At 60.8% G+C, this 24849-nt stretch carries 21 protein-coding genes and 1 tRNA gene; 10 read left to right on the forward strand and 12 right to left on the reverse strand.

What is annotated here, in order from left to right; genetic code table 11:
- Nucleotides 1-58 precede the first annotated feature (58 nt).
- Entirely contained in the window at nucleotides 59-1489 is a 1431-nt protein-coding gene (locus AABA48_RS15965; protein WP_324309369.1) for a bifunctional N-acetylglucosamine-1-phosphate uridyltransferase/glucosamine-1-phosphate acetyltransferase, read from the reverse strand.
- A gap of 160 nt (nucleotides 1490-1649) precedes the next feature.
- Here AABA48_RS15965 and AABA48_RS15970 point away from each other — a divergent pair, with 160 nt between their 5' ends.
- The 3 genes from AABA48_RS15970 (at nucleotide 1650) to AABA48_RS15980 (ending at nucleotide 6268) form a co-directional block, all read left to right on the forward strand.
- The gene (locus AABA48_RS15970; protein ID WP_286351272.1) at nucleotides 1650-2195 is read left to right on the forward strand and encodes an MXAN_5187 C-terminal domain-containing protein; all 546 of its coding nucleotides are present in this window, start codon (nucleotides 1650-1652) and stop codon (nucleotides 2193-2195) included.
- A gap of 32 nt (nucleotides 2196-2227) precedes the next feature.
- Nucleotides 2228-4108 (forward strand): B12-binding domain-containing radical SAM protein, encoded by a 1881-nt coding sequence (locus AABA48_RS15975; protein WP_338270716.1) that lies wholly within the window; start codon nucleotides 2228-2230, stop codon nucleotides 4106-4108.
- A gap of 300 nt (nucleotides 4109-4408) precedes the next feature.
- The gene (locus AABA48_RS15980; RefSeq protein WP_286351274.1) at nucleotides 4409-6268 is read left to right on the forward strand and encodes a cytochrome c3 family protein; all 1860 of its coding nucleotides are present in this window, start codon (nucleotides 4409-4411) and stop codon (nucleotides 6266-6268) included.
- Between the two features lie 159 nt (nucleotides 6269-6427).
- On the opposite strand, the gene AABA48_RS15985 is transcribed toward AABA48_RS15980, so the two are convergent.
- The 4 genes from AABA48_RS15985 to radA form a co-directional block, all read right to left on the reverse strand.
- A tRNA-Ala gene (locus AABA48_RS15985) sits at nucleotides 6428-6503 on the reverse strand.
- Nucleotides 6504-6565: 62 nt separating this feature from the next.
- Nucleotides 6566-8365 (reverse strand): ATP-binding protein, encoded by a 1800-nt coding sequence (locus AABA48_RS15990; protein WP_324309372.1) that lies wholly within the window; start codon nucleotides 8363-8365, stop codon nucleotides 6566-6568.
- Between the two features lie 39 nt (nucleotides 8366-8404).
- The gene (dksA, locus tag AABA48_RS15995) at nucleotides 8405-8761 is read right to left on the reverse strand and encodes an RNA polymerase-binding protein DksA (protein WP_286351276.1); all 357 of its coding nucleotides are present in this window, start codon (nucleotides 8759-8761) and stop codon (nucleotides 8405-8407) included.
- Between the two features lie 84 nt (nucleotides 8762-8845).
- On the reverse strand, nucleotides 8846-10198 hold the full coding sequence (radA, locus tag AABA48_RS16000; RefSeq protein WP_286351277.1) for a DNA repair protein RadA: 1353 nt from the start codon (nucleotides 10196-10198) through the stop codon (nucleotides 8846-8848).
- Nucleotides 10199-10350: 152 nt separating this feature from the next.
- Here radA and AABA48_RS16005 point away from each other — a divergent pair, with 152 nt between their 5' ends.
- Both AABA48_RS16005 and AABA48_RS16010 read left to right on the forward strand, forming a co-directional pair.
- Nucleotides 10351-11988, forward strand: a complete 1638-nt coding sequence (locus tag AABA48_RS16005; protein WP_338270717.1) for a HEAT repeat domain-containing protein — start codon at nucleotides 10351-10353, stop codon at nucleotides 11986-11988.
- Nucleotides 11981-13342, forward strand: coding sequence for an HD-GYP domain-containing protein (locus AABA48_RS16010; RefSeq protein ID WP_286351279.1), 1362 nt, complete (start codon nucleotides 11981-11983; stop codon nucleotides 13340-13342). The genes AABA48_RS16005 and AABA48_RS16010 overlap by 8 nt, the downstream gene beginning before the upstream one ends.
- A 9-nt stretch (nucleotides 13343-13351) precedes the next feature.
- Here AABA48_RS16010 and AABA48_RS16015 read toward each other — a convergent pair whose 3' ends face one another.
- Nucleotides 13352-13933, reverse strand: coding sequence for a HEAT repeat domain-containing protein (locus AABA48_RS16015; RefSeq protein ID WP_338270718.1), 582 nt, complete (start codon nucleotides 13931-13933; stop codon nucleotides 13352-13354).
- A gap of 107 nt (nucleotides 13934-14040) precedes the next feature.
- Here AABA48_RS16015 and AABA48_RS16020 point away from each other — a divergent pair, with 107 nt between their 5' ends.
- Nucleotides 14041-14373 (forward strand): hypothetical protein, encoded by a 333-nt coding sequence (locus AABA48_RS16020; RefSeq protein WP_286351281.1) that lies wholly within the window; start codon nucleotides 14041-14043, stop codon nucleotides 14371-14373.
- A 98-nt stretch (nucleotides 14374-14471) separates the two neighbouring features.
- Nucleotides 14472-15452 (forward strand): beta-ketoacyl-ACP synthase III, encoded by a 981-nt coding sequence (locus tag AABA48_RS16025; protein WP_286351282.1) that lies wholly within the window; start codon nucleotides 14472-14474, stop codon nucleotides 15450-15452.
- Here the strand turns inward: AABA48_RS16025 and AABA48_RS16030 are convergent.
- Nucleotides 15442-16500, reverse strand: coding sequence for a class I SAM-dependent methyltransferase (locus tag AABA48_RS16030; RefSeq protein ID WP_338270719.1), 1059 nt, complete (start codon nucleotides 16498-16500; stop codon nucleotides 15442-15444). The two genes, AABA48_RS16025 and AABA48_RS16030, sit on opposite strands and share 11 nt — an antisense overlap.
- A gap of 64 nt (nucleotides 16501-16564) precedes the next feature.
- On the opposite strand from AABA48_RS16030, the gene AABA48_RS16035 reads away from it, so the two are divergent.
- Nucleotides 16565-16891, forward strand: a complete 327-nt coding sequence (locus tag AABA48_RS16035; RefSeq protein WP_338270720.1) for a hypothetical protein — start codon at nucleotides 16565-16567, stop codon at nucleotides 16889-16891.
- On the opposite strand, the gene AABA48_RS16040 is transcribed toward AABA48_RS16035, so the two are convergent.
- Genes AABA48_RS16040 through AABA48_RS16060 form a run of 5 tightly spaced genes read right to left on the reverse strand, consistent with a single transcriptional unit; the run spans nucleotide 16892 to nucleotide 22154 of the window.
- Nucleotides 16892-17980, reverse strand: a complete 1089-nt coding sequence (locus AABA48_RS16040; protein WP_119331582.1) for a protein-glutamate methylesterase/protein-glutamine glutaminase — start codon at nucleotides 17978-17980, stop codon at nucleotides 16892-16894.
- Nucleotides 17981-17986: 6 nt separating this feature from the next.
- Complete coding sequence (locus AABA48_RS16045) at nucleotides 17987-18877, reverse strand: HDOD domain-containing protein (protein WP_324309380.1); 891 nt, start codon at nucleotides 18875-18877, stop codon at nucleotides 17987-17989.
- Between the two features lie 17 nt (nucleotides 18878-18894).
- The gene (locus AABA48_RS16050) at nucleotides 18895-19728 is read right to left on the reverse strand and encodes a CheR family methyltransferase (RefSeq protein WP_286351285.1); all 834 of its coding nucleotides are present in this window, start codon (nucleotides 19726-19728) and stop codon (nucleotides 18895-18897) included.
- A 50-nt stretch (nucleotides 19729-19778) separates the two neighbouring features.
- Nucleotides 19779-21611, reverse strand: coding sequence for a chemotaxis protein CheA (locus tag AABA48_RS16055; RefSeq protein WP_286351286.1), 1833 nt, complete (start codon nucleotides 21609-21611; stop codon nucleotides 19779-19781).
- 48 nt (nucleotides 21612-21659) lie between these two features.
- Complete coding sequence (locus AABA48_RS16060; protein ID WP_010940969.1) at nucleotides 21660-22154, reverse strand: chemotaxis protein CheW; 495 nt, start codon at nucleotides 22152-22154, stop codon at nucleotides 21660-21662.
- A 393-nt stretch (nucleotides 22155-22547) separates the two neighbouring features.
- On the opposite strand from AABA48_RS16060, the gene AABA48_RS16065 reads away from it, so the two are divergent.
- Together AABA48_RS16065 and AABA48_RS16070 are read left to right on the forward strand one after the other, a co-directional pair.
- The gene (locus AABA48_RS16065) at nucleotides 22548-23942 is read left to right on the forward strand and encodes a sigma-54-dependent transcriptional regulator (RefSeq protein ID WP_338270721.1); all 1395 of its coding nucleotides are present in this window, start codon (nucleotides 22548-22550) and stop codon (nucleotides 23940-23942) included.
- Nucleotides 23943-23950: 8 nt separating this feature from the next.
- Entirely contained in the window at nucleotides 23951-24721 is a 771-nt protein-coding gene (locus AABA48_RS16070; protein ID WP_338270722.1) for a lytic transglycosylase domain-containing protein, read from the forward strand.
- Nucleotides 24722-24849 lie beyond the last annotated feature (128 nt).

Genomic DNA, 24849 nt, shown 5'->3' on the forward strand with positions numbered 1-24849 from the left:
GGTCTCCGTTTGTATGGGGGCTCAGTGGGGGCGCGTGTCAGCGATCCCCGCGTCATGATTACTGATCCCGTTTCCTGAGTTTCCAGCCTTCCTTGTTTATCTGCGGCGTCCGGGCTATGGCCAGCGAATCCGCTGGTACATCCCGGGTCACTGTGGTGCCTGCCGCGATGAGGGTGTTGCTGCCGATGGTGACCGGCGCCACGAACTGCACGTCGCTCCCGACGAAGACGTCGTCACCGATGACGGTCCGATGCTTTTTCACGCCGTCATAGTTACAGGTAATGGTGCCGCAGCCCACGTTCACGTTGCGTCCGATGGTGGCGTCCCCCAGGTAGGTCAGGTGGGATGCCTTGGACCCCTCTCCCATGACGATCTTCTTGGTTTCCACGAAGTTGCCGATCTTCACGTGGGCCCCGAGTTCGCTGCCGGGGCGCAGGTGGGCCATGGGGCCGATGGCGGCGTGGTCCATGACCGTGGAATCCTCCATGACGGTACCCGCTTTGATGACCACGTCGCTGCCGAGCCGGCAGCCCCGGATCACCGCCCGCGATTCCACCACGCAGCGGTCGCCCAGTTCGCTCCCCTTGATGATTGCGCCGGCCTCGATGGTGCACCCTTCGCCGACCCGGCAGCCCCCGGCGATCTGGACTCCCGGCTGAATCGTGGTGTCTGCGCCGATGACGACCCCCTGGTCGATGTAGGTGGCCGCCGGGTCAACCAGGGTGACGCCGTTCAGCATATGCCCCTCGGCGATTCGACGGCGGGCGTGCCGGGCTGCCTCGGCCAGCTGGACCCGGTCGTTGATCCCCATGACCTCCACCGGATCGGCCACCGGATGGGCGGTGCAGCGCAGCCCCCGGTCATTGGCCATGGTGATGATATCGGTAAGGTAATATTCCCCCTGTGCGTTATCGTTGCCGATCCGCTTCACCGCATCGAAGAGAAAGGACGCCTCGGCGCAGTAGATGCCGGCGTTCACCTCGGTGCGGCTCCGCTCGTCGGGGGTCGCATCTTTTTCCTCCACGATCCGGATGACCCTGCCGTCGAAGCCGCGGATGATACGCCCGTAGCCGTAGGGATTTTCCTGACGGGCCGTGAGTACGGTGAGGGCCGCCCCGGTCGCCTCGTGGGCCGCCACCATGGCCCGCAGAGTCTCGGCGCGGATAAGGGGGACGTCCCCGCAGAGAATGAGAACTTTTCCGCTGAAGCCGGACAGCTCCCCGGCGGCGCAGGCAACGGCGTGCCCGGTGCCGAGCTGCTCCTCCTGTATGGCCAGGGTAATGTCGGTATCGTCGGAGAAATGATCGCGAAGGCGCTCGGCCTGGTGGCCGACCACGGCAACGATGCGTCTCGCGCCGGCCTGCCGGGCCACCGACACCGGCCATGCCACCATCGGCGCACCGGCCAGGGGGTGCATGACTTTCACGATCCCCGATTTCATCCTCGTCCCCTTGCCGGCGGCAAGGATGATTGCCGCAAGAGTATCCATGGGTTCCTCCCGGACTGAAGGCGTCCGAATTATTTGGTATTCGAAAACAAGTAACGTTAAACGATGCCGAGGTTTCCAGTCAAGTGATTAACGTGGCGAAACCGCGAGCTTTCGCCTTTACACGGGATGGGTTCTGGAGTAGTCTTTTGCCGGAGAACCTATGGGGATACCTGAAGACATACACCTGTTCGAGCAGAGCCTCAACGAGCTCGTCATCAAGTACGAGCAGTACTTCCTCGGTATCGAGAAGCGGGAACCACTGCGTCTGCGGGAGACGGTCGACCGGTTGGCGCGCAAGCACTCAACCGTGAAGATCGTCAATACCATGCTCAACTTCAAGTATACCTCCCTTGTCTCACGCTACGCCAGTTATCGCCAGTACTGGGACCGGATCCTCCGGCTCATGGAGGAGGGGAAGTACTCGCGGGACCGCTTCAGGATGGCGATCCACGAACGTTCGGCCCCGGAGGCGCGGCAGCATGAATCCCCGTCTCCCAGGGATGAGGCGGAAGAGCTCTACCGCCAGTTCCTTGAGGCTCGCCGCTCCTGCAACCTTCCCACGGACAAGGTTTCTCGCGATCAGGTCGCCGCGGCCATCGAACGCCAAAAGCCGGTCATCAAAGCCAAGTACGGCACCGACCAGGTGGAGTTCCGCGTGGTGGTGGAAGACGGCGTGCCCAAGATCAAGGCCCGTCCCCGCCGCTGAAGCGCCTTGCCTTCCCTTTTTCGGAGTCTGATGTGAAGGTTGTCCTTGTCGCCATTCATCCCTATCCCTCGCCCCAGGCCGTTCCCCTCGCCAATGCCTGTCTTGCGGCATATCTCGCTACCGACGAGGAGCTGTCGGCCCGGGTGCGGGTCGCGTTGTGCGATTTTTTTACCGGCACGGATGCCGGCGCATGCGTGGACGATATCCTTGCCAATGCCCCCGATGCCGTCGGGTTTTCCCTCTATCTCTGGAACCGGGACGACGCCCGTGCCATGGCGGACGAGCTGCGTCGCCGCGCACCGGGTCTGACGCTCTTTGCCGGCGGCCCCGAAGCAACGGCCGACCCGGCGGGACTGCTCACCGGCTCTTCCTTTGATTTCCTTATCCGGGGCGAGGGGGAAATCCCTTTTCTCGATGTGGTGGGGCGCCTTGAGGCCGGGGAGCCGGGCCGGGGAGCCGTGGGTACGGCCTGGCTTGACAACGGCATGCTCAGGCACACGCCGGCCCGTCCGATCCGCCTTATTGATACCGCCCCTTCGCCCCTGTTGACAGGGATTATCTATCCGTCCGGCTTCCCCGGCGTCCTCTGGCAGCTTGCCCGAGGCTGTGATTTCTCCTGCGAATACTGTTTTGACGACAAGGGAGAGCACGGGGTGCGGCGCTATTCCCTTGAGCGGATCGACGCGGAGCTTGACGTGATCGTCCGCAGTGGCGTTTCCCAGGTGTTTGTCCTGGACTCCACCTTCAACCAGGATCGGGAACGGGCGAAAAAAGTCCTGAAGATGATCCGGGCCCGGGCCCCCCATATCCATTTTCATTTCGAGGTCAGGAGCGAGTTCATCGACCGGGAGATGGCCCGACTTTTCGCGGGGATTACCTGTTCCCTCCAGATCGGTCTCCAGAGCGCCGACCCGAAAATACTGCGCAAAATCAGGCGCCATCTGGATCCCGACGACTTTCGCGAGCGGATCAGCCTACTCAACGAAAGCGGGGCGATTTTCGGTTTCGACCTGATCTATGGGCTCCCCGGCGACTCCCTGGCTGCGTTCCGCCGCAGCCTTGATTTTGCTCTGGAGCTTTACCCGAATCACCTGGACATCTTCCCCCTGGCGATCCTTCCCGGAACCGTCCTCGCCAACCGGGCTCCCGCGGAAGGCTTGGAGCATCGCGCTGCGCCTCCCTATACTCTTACGGCATCACCCTCCTTTCCCTCTCCTGACCTTGACCGGGCTGCTCGCCTGGCCGAAGCCTGCGACATCTTCTATACCCGCGGGAAGTCCGTTGCCTGGTTCAACAGCGTGGCGTCGGCCCTGCGCCTCTCTCCTGCCGCTCTGCTCGATGAGTTTGCCGACTGGCTCGATGATGCCCGGCAGAAGGGAGCGCGCGGTACCGACCTTGGCGATCAGGATATCTGGCTCATGCAGCGGGAGTTCCTCGACCGGATTTTCAGGCGCCGCAAGCGGACGGCGCTTCTTCCCCTGGCCCTCGACCTGGTTGACTACCACTACTACTTCGCGGCAGCACTGCTTGCGCCGCCGCCTCCTCTTCCAACCGACCGGGAACTGGCGGGCCGGGACCTGCTCGGAGCGGTCTTTTCCCTGGCGCCGACGGCCCGGCTTGCCCGCTTCTCCTATGAAATCGTCGATATTCTCGAAGCGGGAGAGGTGGATCTGGCGTCATTCCGTGACTGCTTTGCCCCATCCGGCTCTTGGGCGGTCATTTATCCCCGGGGAGGGGACGTTTACACGGAGCCGCTTCTCGAATCATATGCGAAGTTTCTGCAGGGGCTGGACGGTACCGGCCGGGCCGGCGCAGCGGCGTCCCGTGCCGGCCTGAACCGGGCCGAGGCACGAGAATTTCTTGATTTTGCCGCGGCAGAGGGGATCGTTGTCCTTGCGGCTCAGGCGCAGTAGTTCACGCATACGTTTGCCCTCTTCCCCCGTAGGGTCTGTATAAAAAAATCATACAATTTTGTTGCTTTTTCTCGTTTGCGTGTATTAGTATCGCCGGGATTCAGAGCTGTTTCATTGAAGTACTCTTATGTTTTAAAATACGGTTTTATGATAGCAGTTAGCACAAATTATCTCCCATGTAGTTCCTGTTTGCTATGGCTGTCAATAATGCGCCCCTACTGGAAATGGGTTTGAGTATTGATGGGCGATACCGTGTTCTATTTGTGTGAATAGAATACACCAACAGAGGAGGAGTTATATATGTTGTCCACGTTTCTCCGGCTGTTCCCCGCGTTACTGCTGCTCGTGACCCTCGCCGGCACGGCAGCGGCCGAGAGCGGCATGGCGATTGATCCCGCCACCTGTCTCGGCTGTCACAGCAACAAGATTTCGGCCGCGGCGTTCTCCGCCTCGGTGCACGGCAAGAATGCCTGTACCAGCTGTCACGTGGAGATCACCGATCTGACCAAGCACATGAAGGGCGAGGTCAAGGTCGAAAAGGTGCGCTGCGAGCGGTGCCACAAGAAGGAAAACGCCGAACACTACGCCAGCGTCCATGCCCAGAAAGATGTCAGGTGCGCCGACTGCCACACCGATATCCACACCCACACTTACTGGAACAAGGATAAGCGCAAGGTCGTGGCCAAGTGTATCCAGTGCCACGATAAGGAGGCCGGTTACCGCAACTCGATCCACGGCAAGGGCGTCGCGGCCGGGAACATGGATTCGGCAGCCTGCAACGACTGCCACAACCTGCACGACATCAAACCGCTGGGTGATCCCAAGTCCAAGGAGAACAGGGAATTCCATACCAAGGTATGTCTGAAGTGTCACGCCGACGAGAAGATGATGGAGCGTAACAACGTCTTCACCGTCGCCGTCAAGACGTACATGGACAGCTACCACGGCAAGAACTACCGCCTCGGCTTCCCCGAGAAGGTCGCCGGCTGCGCCGACTGCCACACCGCCCACGGCGTGCTCCCGGCCAAGGATCCCAACTCCAGCGTTAATCCCCAGAACCTGGTCGCCACCTGCGCCAAGTGTCACCCGAAGTCGACCCCTCTCTTCACCAAATTCTACTCACACGGTGAGTATGGCGATCGTGCAAAGTATCCGATCCTCTACTACACCTTCATCGCCATGACCGGCCTGCTTGTCAGCACCTTTGCCGTATTCTGGGTCCACACGCTGCTCTGGATGTTCCGCGGCTTCGTGGAAAACCGCGAGAAGCAGCAGGCCCTCATTCACGGCCATGCCGAGCACCACATTCCCGATGGACACAAGGTGTACCGCCGCTTCAAGCGTCGCCACATCTTCCTCCATCTCCTGGTCATCATCAGCTTCCTGATCCTGTCCCTCTCGGGGCTGCCGCTCAAGTTCAGCAACCAGCACTGGGCGAAGTTCATGATGGATCACATCTTCGGGCACTCGGCCAATGCCGCGCTCGTTCACCGCATCGGTGCCGGCATCACCTTCGTCTACTTCGTCGGTGCTCTGCTCCTCTCCTTCCACTTCCTCTTCGTCCGGAAGGATCTCAAGGGCAACTGGCTCCAGCGGATGTTCGGTCCTGATTCTCTCATGCCCAACTTCCGCGACATCAAGGATGTGGCGGGGATGGTCCGCTGGTTCCTGTTCCGGGGACCGAAGCCGACCTTCGAGCGCTGGACCTACTGGGAGAAGTTCGACTTCATCGCGGTCTTCTGGGGTATGTTTGCCATCGGCGGCTCTGGCCTGATGCTCTGGTTCCCCGAGTTCTTCGGCAGCTTCCTGCCGGGCTGGATGTTCAACGTGGCCACCATCGTTCACTCTGACGAAGCGTTGCTCGCCACCGGCTTCATCTTCACGGTCCACTTCTTCAACACTCACGGCCGGCCCGAGAAGTTCCCCATGGACTTCGTCATCTTCAACGGCCAGTTGCCTAAGCACGAGTTCATCGAAGAGCGTGGCGACCAGTGGAAGCGTTATGAGGAACTGGGCATCACCGAGGAATTCGCCGCCAAGAAGACCAGTGGCGTTGCCTATGACTTCATCGTGAAGACCTTTGGTTTCACTGCGGTAATCATCGGCATTACTCTGGTCGTGCTCATGCTGTACGCCTTCCTGAGCGGAGGCGCGCACTGATCTTGAGGTAGTTGCAGCATTGCATGAATGAAAAGGGGGAACCGGCTGACCGGTTCCCCCTTTTTAGTGCATGAACGAGTGTGTTGCGGCACGAGCCGGGATACTCTCCGGGAAGATACGTAAAAAGGGTACCGATGGTCATCGGTACCCTTTTGATAATGGTGGAGACGAAGGGGATCGAACCCTCGACCTATGCGTTGCGAACGCATCGCTCTCCCAGCTGAGCTACGTCCCCGGAGGAATTGTGTGCGAAACGATAGTATATAACCCAATCCGTTGAAGATGAAAACTAAAAAATCAGGGAGAGGTGGGAAGAACAACCGTAAAGAGGGCGCCTCCTTCGGGCCGGTTTTCCACCTCAATCCGTCCGCCGTGGTTGGTAATGATCCGGTGAACAATGGCGAGGCCGAGGCCGGTCCCTTTCTCCTTGGTGGTAAAAAAGGGGGTGAAGATCGAGTGGCGCACGTCCTGGGCGATGCCGCTGCCGGTGTCGCCTACCTTGACGGATATGGCCCGCTTGCCGTCAATCCGCGCCGGGGAGGTTTCGATGGTGAGAATCCCCCGCGGTTCCATGACGTCCAGGGCGTTGCTTATCAGGTTGGTGAAGACGTGGCGGAGCTGCTGGCAGTCCCCCAGCAGGGTCGGCAGCCGGGAGGCGAAACGCTTGTCCACAACCACCTCTCTCTGTTCCAGGGGGACGGCCATGGTTGCCAGCCCGTCTTCGATGATCTGGTTGATGCCACAGCGGGTATAGCAGATGGTGGTCTTTCGCGAGAAAAAGAGGATGTCGCCCAGCATCTTTTCCAGGTGCTGCACCTCGCGCCCGATGACGTCGGCGTAAAGCCACTCCTCGGACTCGGGAGAGAACTTTCTCTTGAGCCTGCCGGCGAAGCCTCCCACTGAAACGAGAGGATTCTTGATCTCGTGAGCGATGCTGGCCGCCATCCGGCCGATGGCCGCCAGTTTTTCCTCTTGAAGGAGTCGCTCCTTGGCGTCCTGAAGGTTGCGGTTCGTTTCTTCGAGCCGATGGAAAAGGATCGAGTTTTCGATGGCCATTCCGGCCTGGCCGGAAACCAGGTGGAGGATGCCGAGATCGTCGCCGGCCAGGGGGCGGTCCGTGAGACGGTTGTCGACGACAATGGCGCCGACAACGCGGTCCTGGGACACGAGGGGAGCGACTGCATAGGACGATGTGCCGAACTGTTTCGTGAGGGTCCGGTCAACCGGCTGTTCCTGGTCGGGATGCTGCACGTGGAGCAGGGTGCGCTCCAGAACAGCCCGGGATATCTGGTTGAGGGACGCATCAAGGGGGAGGCGGGTGGCCTTGACGACGGAGTCGAAGTCGGCGTTCCGGACGGGGAACCGTCGCTTTGTCCTTGGCTCGGGCGGCGCGTTGCTGTCGGTCTGCCGTGCTGACGTGATGCCCATCATCCCCTGGAGAATGCCGGCGCGCTCATTGAGCAGAAAGAGCATGGCCCGATCGAACAGTGGCGGCTGGTCGGACGTGAGGGCTGTCAGCAGCAGGTGGATGAGCCGGTTGAGCTCAATGGTCGACAGCATGACCCCATTGATGCGGTTGAGGAAGGAGAGCTCCCTGATACGCTTTTCCACCGATTCAAGCTGACGCTTGCAGCGCACCACGCTGGCGGCTTCGATGAGGATTACGGCGAGCATGTCCTGATCGTCGTCGATCAGGAGGTCATCGTGGGGAACCCCAAGGGCGAGGGCACCCAGGGTCTGTCCCTGGCAGTTGATCGGAAAGGCGGTGATGGCTTGTTCCTTGCCCGTAACGACTTCGTCGGGATGGCGATCTGCGCTGTCCCGACGGACCGGCTTGCCGCCTGAGGCGCACAGCCCTGCAATACCTTGGCCTCCCGGTATCCGGCAGTCGCTGCCGGTGCCGGAGTCGGCGCTTGATATCTTTCGGACGATGGAGCGGCCGGCGCTGTCCAGGAGGTAGAATGTGGCGGAAAGGGCGCCGAATGCCTCGGCAATGAGAAGGGCAAGGGCCTTGAGCCGTTCATCGTGGGAGTGTTCGGTCGCATTGGCGATCCGAATGGCACTGCTCATAATGGTGTAGGGATCGCGAACGGCCATCCAAGACTCCGCGGGAAGGGGTGAGAGGGGGAGAACTGGTCAGGGATGCTTTTCTTTTCTTTCCTGCTCCATCTTGCAGTCGATGCAGAGGGTGGTGACGGGGCGCGCCTTGAGTCGTCCCTCGCCGATTTCCTCGCCGCAGACTTCGCAGGTGCCGAAGGTGCCGTCGTCGATGCGCTCGAGGGCCTCTCTAATTTTGTTGATGAGTTTGCGTTCCCGGTCCCTGATTCGCAGCTCGAAGTTGCGGTCCGACTCCTGGGTGGCCCGGTCGTTGGGGTCGGGAAACGGCGTGCTGTCTGAAGTCATCTCGGAGACGGTCTTGCCTGCCTCATCGAGGAGGGTCCGCATCTCTTCGTTGAGTATGGTTCTGAAGTGTTCAAGCTTCTCGCTTTCCATTCACCGAATCTCCTTTATGTATAACTGCTGTAAATAGTAAGAGAAACGGCTAATCAAGTAAAGCAAAAAAGCGCGTCGGATCGGTCAGAAGAGCTGTTCCAGCGCTTCGTCCAGGGATTTCACCCCCGTGACTCTAATTCCGGGCACATCGCCGACCTGTCGGACGCTGCCGGCGGGGATAATCGCCCTCGTGAAGCCCAGTTTTGCGGCCTCGCGCACTCGTGTTTCCGCCTGGGTAATGGCGCGGACTTCACCCGCAAGGCCCACTTCGCCGACAATGACCGTGTGGGGATCGATGATCTTGTCCAAGTGGCTCGATGCGAGGGCCGCCACCATGCCCAGATCGATGGCCGGCTCGCTGAGCCGTGCGCCGCCCGCGGCGTTTAGGAAGATGTCCTGCCCCGACAGGTGGAGGCCGACTTTTTTGTCGAGCACGGCCACCAGGAGCGCGAGACGGTTGTGGTCGACCCCGAGGGTCGTGCGGCGTGGAACGCCCAGGGATGAGGGGGTGACGAGCGCCTGCAGTTCCACCAGCAGCGGCCGGCTTCCCTCGATGGTGGTGACGACGGCGGACCCCGAAACGCCGAGTGGCCGTTCGGCCAGGAAGAGTTCCGACGGGTTTCTCACTTCGCTGAGCCCGCCCTCTTTCATCTCGAATACGCCGATTTCATTGGTTGAGCCGAAGCGGTTCTTGACGGCCCTGAGAATTCTGAAGGCATGTCCCGGGTCCCCTTCGAAGTAGAGCACCGTGTCGACCATGTGTTCCAGCACCCGTGGGCCCGCCAGGGAGCCGTCCTTTGTCACGTGTCCCACAAGAAGAGTGGGGATGCCGTTGCGCTTGGCCAGTTCCATGAGCCTGCCGGCGCACTCACGCACCTGGCTGACGCTGCCGGGCGCCGATTCGAGGTTCGCGCTGAAAACGGTCTGGATGGAGTCGATCACAAGGGCCTTGGGGGCGAGAGCGGTAACTTGGGACAGAATGAGTTCGAGGGAGGTCTCGGCGAGGACGAGCAGTTCACGTGCCCCGATGCCCAGGCGTTCGCCGCGCATTTTTGTCTGTCGCGCCGATTCCTCTCCCGACACGTAGAGAACCGGTCCTACGGTCCGCGCAAGGTGGTCCATGACTTGCAAAAGAATGGTGGACTTGCCGATACCGGGGTCGCCGCCGATGAGCACCAGAGAGCCGGAGACAAGACCACCGCCCAGTACCCGGTCGAACTCGGAGTTGCCGCACGACAGGCGTGTTTCCGCCTCGCCGGCCACATCACAGATGGGTACCGGGCGGGTGGCTGCGGGCAGGGGGAGGCCACCCTTCCGTCCGCCGCCGGTGATTTCCTCGACAAAACTGTTCCAAGCGGCGCAGTCGGGGCATTTCCCGAGCCATTTGGCCGATTGGTAGCCGCATTTCTGGCAGGCATAACGGGTTACGGTTTTCACGGGGTGTCCTCGTCTTGGGGGGTGAGCGGATACTACCGCCTTGACACTCGGCTGTCAATCGGCCGTCGGCATCGGGTGAAGTCTGCGAGTTTGACACCTGTTTACCGCGTACGTTACTATCACATGCGATCGCTTTTCGACCCGGAGGGGGAATGGGAGCAAACGGAGGGAACGCAACGGGCAGGCCTGCGGCAGGAGGCGGGCGGTACGGGGTCGTGCTGGCTGAGCTCTATCGGGCGCTGAAGGCCCTGACGTTTTATCCCGAGGGGCATCCTCAGCGCGCCGAAGTTATGGCACGGGCCCATGCCGCGCTCCGGGGAACCCTCTGGGGAACCGAGCTCGTGTTCGTCATCGGGAAGAACGGTTTCGCCGCCTCGGAGGGCGGGGCTTTTGTGGAGCCGACAGCAATGACCCAGGCCCTTGCACGGGAGCTGTTCATCCGGCGGGTAAAGCGGCTCACGCTCCTGCCCGACGTCGGCGAGTCCGACCTGTCCTTGTTTCTCTCCCTTTTGTCCATGGATCACCGTGGCGTCCACGAGGCGGGAGGGATGGAGACGCTTATGTCTCAACTCGGCCTGACGACCATCTGGGTCAACGAAGTGGACCTTGACGAGATCCGGCGCAAACGGGCGGTCGTCGAGCAAGCCCGTGCTGCTGCGGCCCATGACGGCACCTCTGGCGATGCATTGTCTGCCGCCGAAGAGGTGGCGGATCAGGACGAGACACCCGCAGATGGGTGGGAGGCGGGAGGCCTGCAGGAAGAGGATCGGCTGGAGGCGGAAGCCATAATCGGCCGCATGGAGCGGGAAGCCAGCGACGATCGGTACCGTGAGCTTGCTCGGCTGTTGTCGGCCCGTTGCGCGGAACTCGGCGACCGGGGTGAGTTCGAGCGGATTTTGTGGGTGTTGGTGAACCTGCACCGACATGCGAAGAGTGAAACGCTGAGCGCCGCGCGGCGGGGGTATGCCCTTCTTGCCTTCGAGAAGGCGGCCGGGGGCCCTATGCTCCCGTTCCTCGTGGGGCGCCTGGAGGAGCGCGGGGAGGAGCGGGAGACCCTCGTCGACCTGTTCCGGGATATTGGCGAACCAGCGGTTGCGCTGCTGGTTGAACGCCTCACGCTGGCAGAGAGCAGGAATGCCCGGAAGCTGATCATCGATGCGCTCGTGGCAATCGGTGCGGAGTCGGTGGCTCTTCTGACCGAGCATCTTGTCGATCGTCGCTGGTACGTGGTGCGGAACGCGGCGGTCATCCTCGGCGAGATCGGCGATCCTGCAAGCGCCGAGCCCCTGCGGGCCTGTTTGGGGCATGCGGACGCGAGGGTGCGCCGGGAGGCGCTCAGGAGCCTCGTCAAGATCGGCGGTGAACAGGCAGAGGACGCAATTATCGGCCTGCTCGCCGCTGAGGACAATCTGACGAAGCGTCATGCCGTGATCTCGCTTGGTCTCCTGAAGAGCCGCCGCGCGGTGGAGCCTCTTTGTGTCCTCATCGAACGCCGCGATCCCTTTAAAAAATCGCTTGCCTTCAAGAGGGACGTCATCCAGTCCCTCGGCCGGATCGGAGACCGCCGGGCGGTGCCGTCTCTGCTCCGGCTGCTGGAGCATCGGCCCTGGTTCGGCCGACGCCGTTGGGACGACGTCCGGATGGCGGTGGTAACCACCTTGGCCCAGATCGGCGACCCGACCGCCCTGGGGCTGCTGGATTCACTTGCAGCGAGAGGCGGCATGCTCGCGGAGGCCAGCGCCGAAGCGGCCGAAGACATCAGGCGGCGGGGAGATTCCGCTCATGATTAGGATTACTCAGCCTCAGGCCCAGCGACTTATCCTTCTCCTGGCCGGTGCCGTGCGTTCGGTCATGCTCTACCCCGGCTCCCATCCGGCGGTGATTCAGCAGCTCACTCACCTGAGCTCCCATGTGACGGAGCTTCTCCGGGCGTGCCCCGAAATTCGTATCGGCATCATTGACGGCGTCTTCTTCTGCGAGAACCACCTGTTCTTCACACCGACCGCCGCCGAGGAGGAGCTTGCCGCCCTGCTTATCAATCGTCATGTGGAAGTAGTCGCTTTCAGAGCCGGTTTGACCCCGCTGGAGATCGAGCGTTTCGTGGAACTGCTGACCCGGCGTGAACTCTTGGGAGAGCAGCTCGTGGCCGAGGTGAAGCGGGCTGGAATTGCTGCCATTTCGGTGGAGCTCTTCGGCAGCGGCGCCACCGAGGATCATTCCAAGGGGGATGATGAGTATGATCCGGGCACGACCTATCGCGAGGCGCTGGATGTGATGACCGGGCTGTTCAGTGATGTGGAAAAGGGTCGTATTCCGAGTTCCGACAAGCTGCGCGGGGTTGTCGACCGCATGGCGACTATGATCATGCAGGATCGTGCCACGCTGCTCGGCCTTGCCATGATCAAGGATTACGACAACTACACCTTTTATCATAGCGTCAACGTCGGGATTCTCTCCATGTCGCTCGGCGCCGCCGCGGGGCTTCAGCGGGACGAGCTGGGAGAGTTGGGCATGGCTGGGTTTCTTCACGATGTGGGGAAAACCCGGGTGGAGATAACAATCCTCAATAAGCCCGGTCGGCTTTCCTCTGACGAGTACGAGCGCATGAAAAGGCATTCGGAAGAGGGGGCCCGGATTGTGGGCGAGATGCCCGGGGTGGGGGAGCGGATCGCCCGGGCGGTGCTCGGCCATCATATCCGCTTCGACCGTGCCGGCTATCCCGAGTCGGCCCGTGCCCTGGCCTTTGACCGGTTTTGTGACATCATCGCCGTTGCCGACTGCTATGATGCCATCACAACCCTGCGGGTCTACAAGTCTCCCCTCAATCCCAAGGACGCCCTCCTGAAGCTCAGGAGTCTCGCCGGCAGCCACCTGGACAGCGGCCTCGTGCAGGCGTTCTGCGAGATGATGGGGCGTTATCCCGTGGGAACGCTTGTGCGCCTCGATACCAATGAAGTGGCCGTAGTCTTCCGCCCTGACCCTAATGGGGGAGAGCGCCCGGTGGTAAAAGTTTTGGCGGACCCGGCGGGCCGGTTGCTGGATCCGGCACACATGAAGAACCTGGCACGGGAGACGGGCACGCGCATTGTTTCGGTCGTCGATCCGCTGCTGACCGCCATTGACGTCAACCGTTATCTCGGCTGACCTTTGTGATTACTCGAAGGGGAGGGTGCCCAGGGCCTCGGCCGCCGCTGCACGGGTGGCCGAATGGGGGGAGGAAAGGAGCGTCAGGAGTTTTTCCTCATGGTCCGCTGAGCCGATGTTGCCGACCGCCCGGGCCGCCTCGGCATCGAGAAAGCCGTCCCGGGCGTCGAGAAACGGCAGGATAAGGCGAAGTGCCTCCGAGGTCCGGTATCTGCCCAGCGCTTCGATGGCTTTGGCCTTAACCGCAGCCGACGGCTCGCGCAGGCATTCAGCAAGCAGAGGGAAGGCTTGGGGGGTGGCCAGGGTGCCGAGCACGTCGATGGCGGCAATCCGGATGTCCTCCTCCGGTCGCATGGCGCAGTACATGAGAGGAGTAAGCACACGTTCGTCCCCGATCCTTCCCAGGGCATAGATGGCTCGTATCTTGGCGCCGCGATTCCCTTTTTTCAGTTGATCGATAACCTCGGCAAAGCTGCCCGCACCCTCGATCCGCTCGATGGCCCTGGCCGCCGCCTCGCGAACCTTTTCGTCGGGGTCCTTCAAGAGTGCAATAAGTTCTTCGCGTCGTGTCATTGAAACCTGTGCCTTCATGTCAGGGGCATTAGTACCAGAGTTGGAATAACTGAGCAATTGATATTATACCCGAGAATGGTGCTGTGCAAGGCCGCGGATTCCCGGGTCCCGGAAGGATAATCTCTATGAAACTGAACATCAAGGCTGCGCTTCTCTCGGCGTTCGTGCTCCCCGGCCTCGGCCAGCTCAAAAACGGCCGGAGGGCCAAGGGGGGAATACTGCTCCTGTTGTCCAATGTGTTTCTTATCGGGGCTGTTTTCGTGGTCCTCAGAGGATTGGGTCCGGTGCTCGTCAAGGCGAAGATTACCGGGGTCGTCGATGCCCATGCTGTTGCCGAAACGATGGCATCAGGGGGGACGGTTGCCATGGGGTTGCTCGCCTTTTTTGCCGCCGTCTGGTGCTATGCCGTCGTCGACGCCCTGTTCGACCGGGGCGACGAAACGGATGCGGACGGTTAATTGCTTTGACATTTGTTCGTGAAATGTGAGATATTTCGAGGAATTATCAAGCAGCCCCCGGTGGGGGCTTCCGTGTTTCACGGGGAGCGGAGAGTCTCATGTTTCATTCAATCATCCTTGCCACCGGCGGCCAGGTTCCCGAGCGGGTGGTCCCCAATTCCCATTTCTCATACCTGGTCGACGACGCCGACACGTGGATACAGTCCCGAACCGGCATTCGGGAACGCCGGTTCGCCGCTCCAGACGAGGCCACGTCCGATCTGGCCACTGCAGCGGCCCTCAAGGCCCTTGACCGTGCCGGCATAGGGGCAGGGGAACTCGACTGTCTCATCGTGGCCACGTCCACTCCCGACATGTGTCTGCCGGCCACGGCATGTATGGTTCAGAAAAATATCGGTGCCGTGAATGCCTTTGCCTTCGATATGAATGCCGTCTGCAGCGGTTTCGTCTTCGGGCTGGAAACGGCGGACAACTTCATCAGGTCCGGCAAATACGAGCGGGTCATGGTGATCGGCGCCGATACCTACTCGAAGATCCTCGATTTTCAAGATCAGACCACCTGTCCACTGTTCGGTGACGGCGCCGGGGCGGTCATTCTGGGAAGGACCACCGAACGCACCGGTATCCTCCAGAGCGTCATCCGGAGCGACGGCGGCGGCTGGGAGCTGATCCAGGTGCCCTCGTCGGGGTCCCGCAAGCCGGTGACCGCCGAGACCATCGCCCTGAGGGAAAATTCCTTCCGCATGGCGGGTAAGCAGGTTTTTATCTTTGCCACCGACGTAATTCCGCAGATTATCGAGGAAGTGACGACAAAGGCCGGGGTGGCGGTGACCGATCTGGACCACATCATTCCGCACCAGGCCAATTATCGGATCATCGACTTCATTTCCCGCAAGACCGGTATCCCCAAAGAACGTTTCCTCCTGAACCTGGATCGCTACGGCAACACGGCTGCCGCGTCGGTTGGGCTCGCGCTGGACGAATACCTGCGCAACGGCACCATCAAGCCGGGGGAACTCGTTCTCATGATGGGGTTCGGCGGCGGGCTTTCCTGGGGGGGAATCCTGATCAGGGTCTGACCCCGGCAACGCCCTCCCCCACGGTGAGTACGGTGAGCCCCGCGCCGCGCAGCATCTCTTCCAGCATGGCGTCGGGGACCCGCCGCTTCCATCCCTCGTGGAACCGGTCGGCCGCCACAATGAGCCCGCCCGGAGCCAGACGAGCCGCAAGTCGTGCAATCGTGCGTTCAAGCGTCTGCCGGTCGTGGATGAACGGTCCTCCCAGAATGCCGTTGCAGAGAATCACGTCCCAGGACCCTCCTGTCGCCTCCCTGATATCCTCGCGCACGAACCCGATGGACGTCGCCGCTCCTGTCGCGAGAAGCGGCGCGGCAAAGCCCCGCAGGCCTTCCCCGCGTTGTTGATCGTGGGGGAAGAATGCGTGGCGGGCCGCAAAGAGCTCGATCTCTTCGAGGGAGCTGCCGAGCACGCGGAAGCGGTCCGGCGCAATGCCCACCCCCAGCAGGAGACGAGCCAGGGCGTAAGTCCCTTCGCCACAGCCGCAGGCAGCATCGAGCACGGAGAAGATACCCCCTTCCGGAGTACCCCGCTGTCGTATCCATCGCTTCAGAAAGGCGGTCTGGTTCGGGTAGCGGTCGAAACCGCCACCGTAGTGGCGGGGGATGAAGAGGGAAAATACGAAGCTCGTGCGCCTCGCGCCATCCCCGGCCAACTGTTCAAGAAGTCGGGCCGGGTTCATCCCGGCAGCGGAGACGTCGAGCCGTTCGAGCAGGTCGAGCCATGAGCAGGCGGTTGTCAACGGGGTCGCTTCCAGGAGTGGGGGAAACCGGAGCGTCAATCTGAAAAGCCGGCAAAATGCCGGCAGTATTTCCGCGAGGGGCAGAAGAAGATCGGTCAGGGCACGCATCTCCCGCGTGACCACGAGCCCGCTGTCCCAGATGCCGAAGGGGTAGATGTCGCAGTAGGTGCGGAACCGTTCCCGGAGACGGGCGATGCGCCGGTCGAGGTCGGCGTCGACAATAGGGTCTGAGACGAGAAGCCGTGACAGTTCGTTTGAGGTCTCGGCCGGATCGAAGCAAGGGTGGAGCGGGGTGTGGTGCGTGTTCATGGTGGGGAGATTCTAGCCGGACCTGACGTGCCTGTCCAGCGCACGGCGAATGTCTGAGGTGACAATGCTTCAACGGCTGTGGACATTCATTCTAGTGACGGCATGGTGCCTCGTGCCGCCGTTCACCAAAAACGGCAGCCCCTGTGCCGGGACTGCCGCATCTGTCGGTTCTCATGGTCCGGCGGGCGTGCAGAGGGACTTGGCGCCGCTGGCCCGCTTCCTTTCCTGCCCCGAATCGTGGATCGACCACAACGGTGAGCTGTCGCTCTTTATTCCTCACTGTCCGGCCCTGGCCGGACCGCTGTTGTTGTTCCGCCTCAAGAGGACCGGCTTCTCCCTGTGCCGTGCCCTGATCCGCGAGGGAGGTATCCTGCTCTCGGCGCGCCGTTGATCATCCTCCCAGCCGGGCGATCTCCGAACCGATCTGGGTGAGGGGAAGCACCGTGTCTGCGACGCCCCCTTCGATGCAAGCCCGCGGCATGCCGTAGATGGTGGAGGTGGCCTCGTCCTGGACGATGGTAATGCCACCCTTGCTTTTCAGGTGCTTCATCCCCTTGAACCCGTCGCTCCCCATGCCCGTAAGGATAACTCCCAAGGCCGATCCGTTGGTGGCGTCAGCCAGGGTGGTCATCATGTGGTCCACCGAGGGAATGTAGATGTACTGGGGACACTCGGCAGTTGAGAGAGTCCGTACCGCAATCGAATTTCCCTGACGGGCCAGCGCCATGTGACGGCCGCCCGGAGCAACAAGGACCACGCCGGGCTGGATGATGTCGCCATCATTCGCCTCTTTGATCTGGAGGGAGCACTTGCTGTTGAGCCGTTCGGCGTAGGGTCCCGTGAATGCCTTGGGCATGTGGATGGCCACCACGATGCCGTGGGGGTAATTGCCGGGGATGCGACCCAGGACTTCCTGGAGCGCCACCGGGCCACCGGTTGAGGCGCCGATGCCTACGTAGTGGAACTTGCCGGCCAAAGCCTGCGAGGGGCGCGGAGCGGGCTGCACCTGCCGGGGGGGCGTGATGATCGCCCGGGGGGCCGATGTGGTCATCGGCCTGCCGAAGATAGAGCTGGCGGCTCCCTTGACCTTGCGCAGCAACTCTTCCCGAAAGACTCGCTGGGCATCGGCGCTGTCGGTCACGTTTTTCGGGATGTAGTCGATGGCGCCTGCATCGAGGGCGTCAAAGGTGGCCTTGGCTCCCTCACAGGTGAGGGTTGAGACCATCAGGACCCGTGTCGGGCACTTGGCCATGACCTGTTTGAGGGCGGAGATCCCGTCCAGCCGTGGCATCTCGATGTCCATGGTGATCAGGTCCGGTTTCAGGGCCAGGGCTTTTTCAACCCCTTCCATCCCATCAACGGCTATGCCGACCACCTCGATCGCCGGGTCCTTTTCGAGTACGCTCCGGATCACCATCCTCATGAAAGAAGAATCGTCGACGACCAGGACTCGCAGTTTTCGTGTCTGATTCTGTAGCATGCACAATCACCCGTTCTTGAAGATATTACCTACCAACTCACTGATTTCTTCCACCCGGTCATCCAACTCGTAGCAGAACCGTTCGATATCCAGTTCTGAGAGCCGTGAACCGGGTCCCTGGAGCATCCCCCACGCCGGCTCGTCGGCCAGGGAAAAGCTTACCCAGGCTTTGCCGCCGTAGTCAAGCTGGCGCACATTGCAGAAGAGATCAGCCAGATTGACGATGGCGGTAAGTCGGGGGGCATTCTTCGCCTCCTGGGGGGCGTGATGGTGGGCGATCACCTCGCAGTAATCATCAGGGAATCGCCACGCCCGGGCGATGCAAAGCCCGATCTCGCAGTGGGTCGTTCCAAGGAATTCCTCCTCGGCCTCCACGAGTTTGTGGGGCTTGTCGCGGATGGAGTCGACAATCTTCTGGAACTCATCCCGCATGTAGTAGCTGAGGAATACCTCGCCAATGTCGTGGATGATCCCTCCGATGTATGCCTTTTCCGTATCGTGGTAACCCACCTTTTCCGCGATCAGCCGGGCCACGATGCCGACGCCGAAGGAGTGTTCCCAGAACGGTTTGACGCCGAGGACGCCATCTTTTCCCTCGGAGCACTGGATGATGGAGCAGGTGAGAATGAACTCCCGGATATGCCGCAGCCCCAGATAGACCAGAGCCCCCTTGAGTGAGGTGATCTCGGTGGCCGGACGATAGAGGGGCGAGTTCACCATCTTGAGAACCCTGGCTGCCATGACCTGGTCGGTCAGAACCAGCTCGGCCACATCATCCACATCGACTTCTGGCTCGTCCAGGAGTGAAAGGACCTGAATGGCGACAGCGGGGATGGTTGGAAGATCGATCATCCCGCCGAGCAGTGCGGCCGCCTTTTCCATTTTGCTCGTTTCCACAGGTTCCGTACCACCTTTCATTTTTTGTAGGCAAATCCCCCGGGGAAATGAACCGTCTTGAACTTGTCGTTCACGCCATGCAGGGATTCTGACTGCCCGACAAAGAAATAGCCATAGGGCTGCAGGTTGTTGTAGAAGTGCTGAACAACCTTTGTCTTGGATGCCAGGTCGAAATAGATCAGTACATTCGCGCAGAAAATAAAGTCAAAGCTCTTCATGAAGACCATTTTCGAGTCTTCGTAGAGATTCAGGTGAGAGAAAGAGACGAGCTTCTTCACATCGGGCGACAGGAGAAATCTTCCGCCCGTTTCTTCCCGGAAATATTTCTTGAGGTAAAAATCGGGTGTGTTGCGGACGGAGTAAGAATTATATATCCCTTCTCGAGCCTGAGCCAGCACTGACTCGCTGATATCGGTGCCGACGATTTCGATGATCCAGTCCTTGAGGATCGTCGAGCGCTTTTCCAGCAGCATCATGGCCGTGGTGTAGGCCTCTTCGCCCGATGATGAGCCTGCGCTCCAGATGCGGATCTTGCGGAAGCCGATTTTCCCCTTGGTGGCGACGATCTCAGGGAGGAATACGTTTTCCAGAGCCTTGAGCTGAGGGGGGTTGCGGAAGAAGCAGGTCTCGTTGGTGGTGATCTCGTTGAGCAGTTTGGTCAGCTCTTCGGCCTTGCCTACTCCCCCCTTGAGGTGTCCCAGGTATCCGTGGATGTCCGAGCATTTCGTTGCCTCGAGACGCCGGGCAATGCGGCTTTCCAGAAAGTACTTCTTGCTGGCGTGAAAATACATGCCGCAGTGGTTGTATATGAAATCTCTTAGTATTTCGAAATCCTTGTCCGAGAGTTTCACGGTGGTCCCTTCGTGCGTTCGGTTAGTTTGGAGTCCGGCTCGTTGTCCGCTCAGGCTGCGACACGTCCGCCGCCGCTCCCGTCACTGTTCTCGATAAGTCCGGCCGGGTCAATGATGAGAGTCACCCGCCCATCGCCCAGGATGGTGGAGCCGGCGATGCCCGGCAGGTTCGCCAGATACTTGCCCAGGGACTTTATGGCCACTTCCTGCTGGCCGAGAAGCCGTGATACGACGAGTCCCACCCGCTTCTCGGCAACCCCAACGACAACCACGTAGCATGAGGACCGATTCCGTTCGCCGGGGGCGATGTTGAAGATCCGCTGCAGCCGCATGAGGGGGAGAACCGAATCGCGCAGCTTGAGGACTTCCTGGCCGCCGATGGTGTGGAACTCCTTTTCGTCCACCCGGAGGGTTTCGAGGACCGCAGCCAGGGGGAGCGAATAGGTCTCATCCTCGACCTCAACCAGGAGCGACTGGATGATGGCCAGGGTCAGGGGGAGCTTGAGAATGAACTCAGACCCCCGTCCCAGCTCACTTCTGATGTCGATGATGCCGTTGAGCTTCTTGATGTTGGTCCGGACCACGTCCATGCCGACGCCGCGCCCCGACAGGTCGGTTGCGTTCTCCTTGGTGGAGAAGCCCGGCAGGAAGATCAGGTCCAGCAGTTCGCGCTGGCCCATGGCTGCCAGTTGCTCGTCGGTGACGAGCCCCTTTTCTTTGGCCTTGCGGGCCACCTTGTCGGTGTCGACTCCCCGTCCGTCGTCCTTGATGCTGATGACGATCTGGTTCCCCTCGTGGGCCGCGGAGAGGATGAGCGTCCCCTTGCGGGGCTTGCCGGCGGCAACCCGCTCGTCGGGGGTCTCCAGGCCGTGGTCCATGGCGTTGCGGATCAGGTGGATGAGCGGATCGCCGATTTCGTCGACAACGGAGCGGTCCAGTTCCGTTTCCTCGCCCAGTACCGTCAGGTCTACTTCCTTGCCCAGATCCCGGGCCAGGTTGCGGACGATGCGGGGGAACTTCTTGAAAACCTTTTCCACCGGGATCATCCGCATCTTGAGAACCTGCATCTGCAGTTCCGATGTGACGAAGCTGATCCGCTTGGAGAGCTTGGCGAATTCCTCGCCGAAACTGGAGTCGCCGGATTCGCCCTGGAAGTCTGTGTTGAGCTGCATCATCCTGTTGCGTTCCAGGACCAGCTCACCCACTTGGTTCATGAGGTCGTCGAGCCGTTTGACGTCGACCCGGACCGTCGAGTTATCCGCGAGGTCATCGGCCTTCTTGTCGTCCTTCACCGGAGCGGGGGCATTCTGGGGCCGCACGGCCGGCGCAGGGGCGGCTGTCTCCGGTGGTGGGGGAGGTGCGGTTTCCACAGGGGCTGGCGCTTCAGCCGACTGTTCGGCGGTTGGGGCGGTCTCCTCGGCCGGCTGTTCCGCGGGAGCCGTGGCCTCGGGCTGCGCCGTCGGCGTCTTCAGCACGGTCGCTTCCTTCGCGTTTTCCGACAGAAGCGGTATCAGTTTGCTGATGGTCCCGTCGATCTCCCGGTCTACGATGTCGCCGCCCTTGATGTCCGCCACCAGGACCTTTACCAGGTCAACCGCCTCAAGGATGACATCCATGATCTCCGGGGTGGCGGTCAGCTCGCCCCGTCGCAGACGGTTGAGTACATCCTCCGTCTTGTGGGTCACTTTGACCAGCAGCTCGAACCCCAGGAAGCTTGACGCTCCCTTGACCGTATGTATGGAGCGGAAGATGCCGTTGAGCAGGTCCGCGTCCGACGGCGCCTTTTCCAGTGCAACCAGGTCGTCGTCGAGCTTTTCCAGAAGCTCGGTGGTTTCGGTCAGGAACCCTTCAAGCAGTTCCTGGTCTTCGCATTCAATCGCCATGTGCTGCTCCTCGCGAAAAGAAGTTGCCAGGTAATACGCTTAGTGCTGCTATATCATCCCGGAAAAGAGCCGGCGCTCGTCCTGGGTGATGAGCTTTTCCAGATCAAGGAAGAAGAGGAGTCGTTCGGTCTGGTTGATGACGCCGGACAGGCATTCCTGCTCCACGGCGCTGTTGACGACTGCCGGCGGCGGCTGGATCTCGCTCTCGGAGATGCGGATGACCTCGGAAACGGCATCGACGACGAACCCCATCAGCTCACCCTCCATGTCCATAACCATTATCCGGGTCTGGCTGCTGTTCTCACCTTCGGGCAGCCCGAAACGTTTGCGCATGGAAATGATCGGGATCACCTTGCCACGCAGATTGATGACCCCCTCCACGTAGTGGGGGGTGTTGGGGACACGGGTAATGCTCGGCATCCTGATGATTTCTCTGACCTTCAGTACGTTTACGCCGTACTCCTCTTCCTCGAGTTTGAAGCTCACCAGTTGGATCAGTTCATTCCTCGTCTCATCGACCCTGGTCTGCAGTGCATTCTGCATCGTCATCCTCCTTGGCTCGTCCGCGGCAACGGTTGCGTTTCTTTGAGGGCACCGTTCGGCGTTCATGCAAATTGCGTTCTCTTGGACCGCCGAACCGGGAAGGGGAGGTAATCCCGTCCGGCGGGTGCAGTATTCTCATCGGCGCAAGCGTCCATAATTTTAGTATTTTTTTTGTACCGCTCCACGGGTGGGGGATTTTTGCGTGCTCAGCGCGTTCGGCCCCTGAATGCAGGGGCGCATTTCAGGAGCAAAAGCCTCGTGAGCGGCAGTGGAAAAAAGTTTTTGGCATGATCGTCATTTTGTTGACCTTTGTCATAAATATGACTAATATGGGGTCCAGTCGACCGTATAAGGGGCCGGGCCAAGCTCACGTCATGCCGTCCAGGGGAGAACATGGAGACACCGAGGCTGCTCATTGCTGATGATGACAAGAAAACACGAGATTTTGTCGCGGCGTTTCTGAAGTACAAGGGGTATGATGTCGTCCAGGCCTTTGACGGTCAGGATGCCTTGGAAAAGCTTGAAGTCGAGGATGTCCATCTGGTTATTACCGACCTGATGATGCCACGGGTCAACGGCCTCGAGTTCGTCAAGAAATTGAAGGCCATGCGTCCCGGTACGGTGGTCATCGCCTACAGCGCCTTCGGCAACTACGAAATGACCTCGAACCTGCTCAAGGCAGGGGTCTTTTTCTATCTGGAAAAACCGTTCAACCTCGACGAGCTTGAAACCCACGTGAAGCGGGGCCTCGAGCACCAGTCGCTCCAGAGCCAGACCTACCGGAGCAAGCCGGCCCTCAAGAGCCGCTCCCTCATCCCCAACATCATCGGCGAAAGCCCCCGGATGCTCTCTCTTTTCGAGCTGATCGAGAAGGTTGCCGAGTCCGACTCCACCGTCCTCATCCAGGGAGAATCGGGGACAGGCAAGGAATTGGTCGCGCGGGCGGTCCATGACCTGGGCAACCGGAAAAACCGCAACTTCGTGCCGGTCAATTGTGCCGCCATTCCGGACGAGCTGCTGGAAAGCGAACTCTTCGGCCATGTGAAGGGGTCGTTCACCGGAGCCATCGCCACCCGCATCGGCCGGTTCGAGATGGCTGACAAAGGGACCCTGTTCCTCGACGAAATCGGCGATATGAAGCCCAACCTGCAAGTGAAGCTCCTGCGGGTGCTGCAGAACAGAGAGCTGGAGCCGGTGGGGGCAACCCGTTCCAAGAAGGTGGACGTGCGGATCATCGCCGCCACGAACCAGAACCTGGAAAAGCTCGTAGCATCCAAGCAGTTCCGGGAGGACCTCTTCTACCGGATCTCGGTCATCCCCATCTTCATCCCGCCCCTGCGGGAGCGCAGGGAGGACATCCCCCTTCTGGTCAACACCTTCCTCGACCGCTTCAACCGCAACAAGAAGAGCAAGGTAAAGGGCATCGATGCCGACGCCATGGAGATACTCGGCAACTACGACTGGCCCGGCAACGTGCGTGAGCTGGAAAACCTGGTGGAGCGGCTCGTCATCCTCAAGGGGTTCGGCACTCTCGGTGTCAAGGACCTGCCGGAAAAGTACACCGGCGTTTCGCTGTCCGCACCGTCCGAAACCCTGGCGCTTCCCGATGCGGGCATCTGTCTCAATACCGTTGTCGAAGAGTTTGAGAACAATCTTATTCTGCAGGCTCTCAAGAAGACCGGCGGCAATAAGAAAGAGGCGGCACTGTTGCTCAATCTGAAGCGGACCACCCTGATCGAAAAATTAAAAAAGAGAAAGCTTGATGTAATTTCCACGTCTCTTGCATAGACGCGGGTATGTTCATCGATCCGACACAACGCCCCAACCTTCAAGCCGACAACGCTTCTACAGGGGAACGTCCCTCCGGCACCGGCGCGGCGGACACTTCGCGTTTTGAGGCCCTTCTCGCCGGCCGAGCCGGGGCACCGGGGCGGAAAACCGACATCAGGGAGACCGCTGCCGCGGCGGCCGAGCTCATGCGCCTCGACATGATGCGAAGCGCCTTCTCCCTGGGAGATACCGCCGGCGAGATGCCCCGGCCCGTCGGGTCCCAGGCCATGGAGTTCATCCTCAAGAGCTTTGCCCAGAACCGTGGCGAGACGCCCCTTGCCGATGCCCCGCAGGCAGTGGCCGGGGAGCCGGCCTCTGTGTCCGCTGCTGAGGTCTCGTCAGCCGGCCCGCGCGATGCCGGCTGGCTCGAAGATGTCATTCAGCGGGCCTCCCGCCGCTACGGGGTCGAGGTGGGGCTCATCAAGGCGGTCATCAAGGCCGAGAGCAATTTTAATCCTAACGCAGTGTCCCATGCCGGAGCCCGTGGGCTCATGCAGCTCATGCCCGCCACCGCGCGGGGCCTTGGGGTTACCGATTCGTTCGACCCAGAGCAGAACGTCATGGCCGGCACGCGTTTCCTCAAGGATCTGCTGAAGCGGTACGGGGGCGATATCGACAAGACCTTGGCCGCATACAATTGGGGCCCCGGCAACGTCGACCGTAAGCCCCATTTGCTCCCTCGCGAGACACGCGATTACCTCGTCAAGGTGAAGGAGTACTACAGCCAGTTCGCCTGAGCGTAGCGTTTCCGCGCCGCATCAATAGACGCGGTGATTTCCACCTGACCCTCTTCTCCTGTTCGGCCCGTCGACACCGCAGCGACCCGGCACCCGTGCGTTTCTCTCGGGGGAGGGGCTGTGAGCGC

The organism is Geobacter sp. 60473, from assembly GCF_036323535.1.
GTDB classification, from domain to species: Bacteria; Desulfobacterota; Desulfuromonadia; order Geobacterales; family Geobacteraceae; genus Geobacter; species Geobacter sulfurreducens.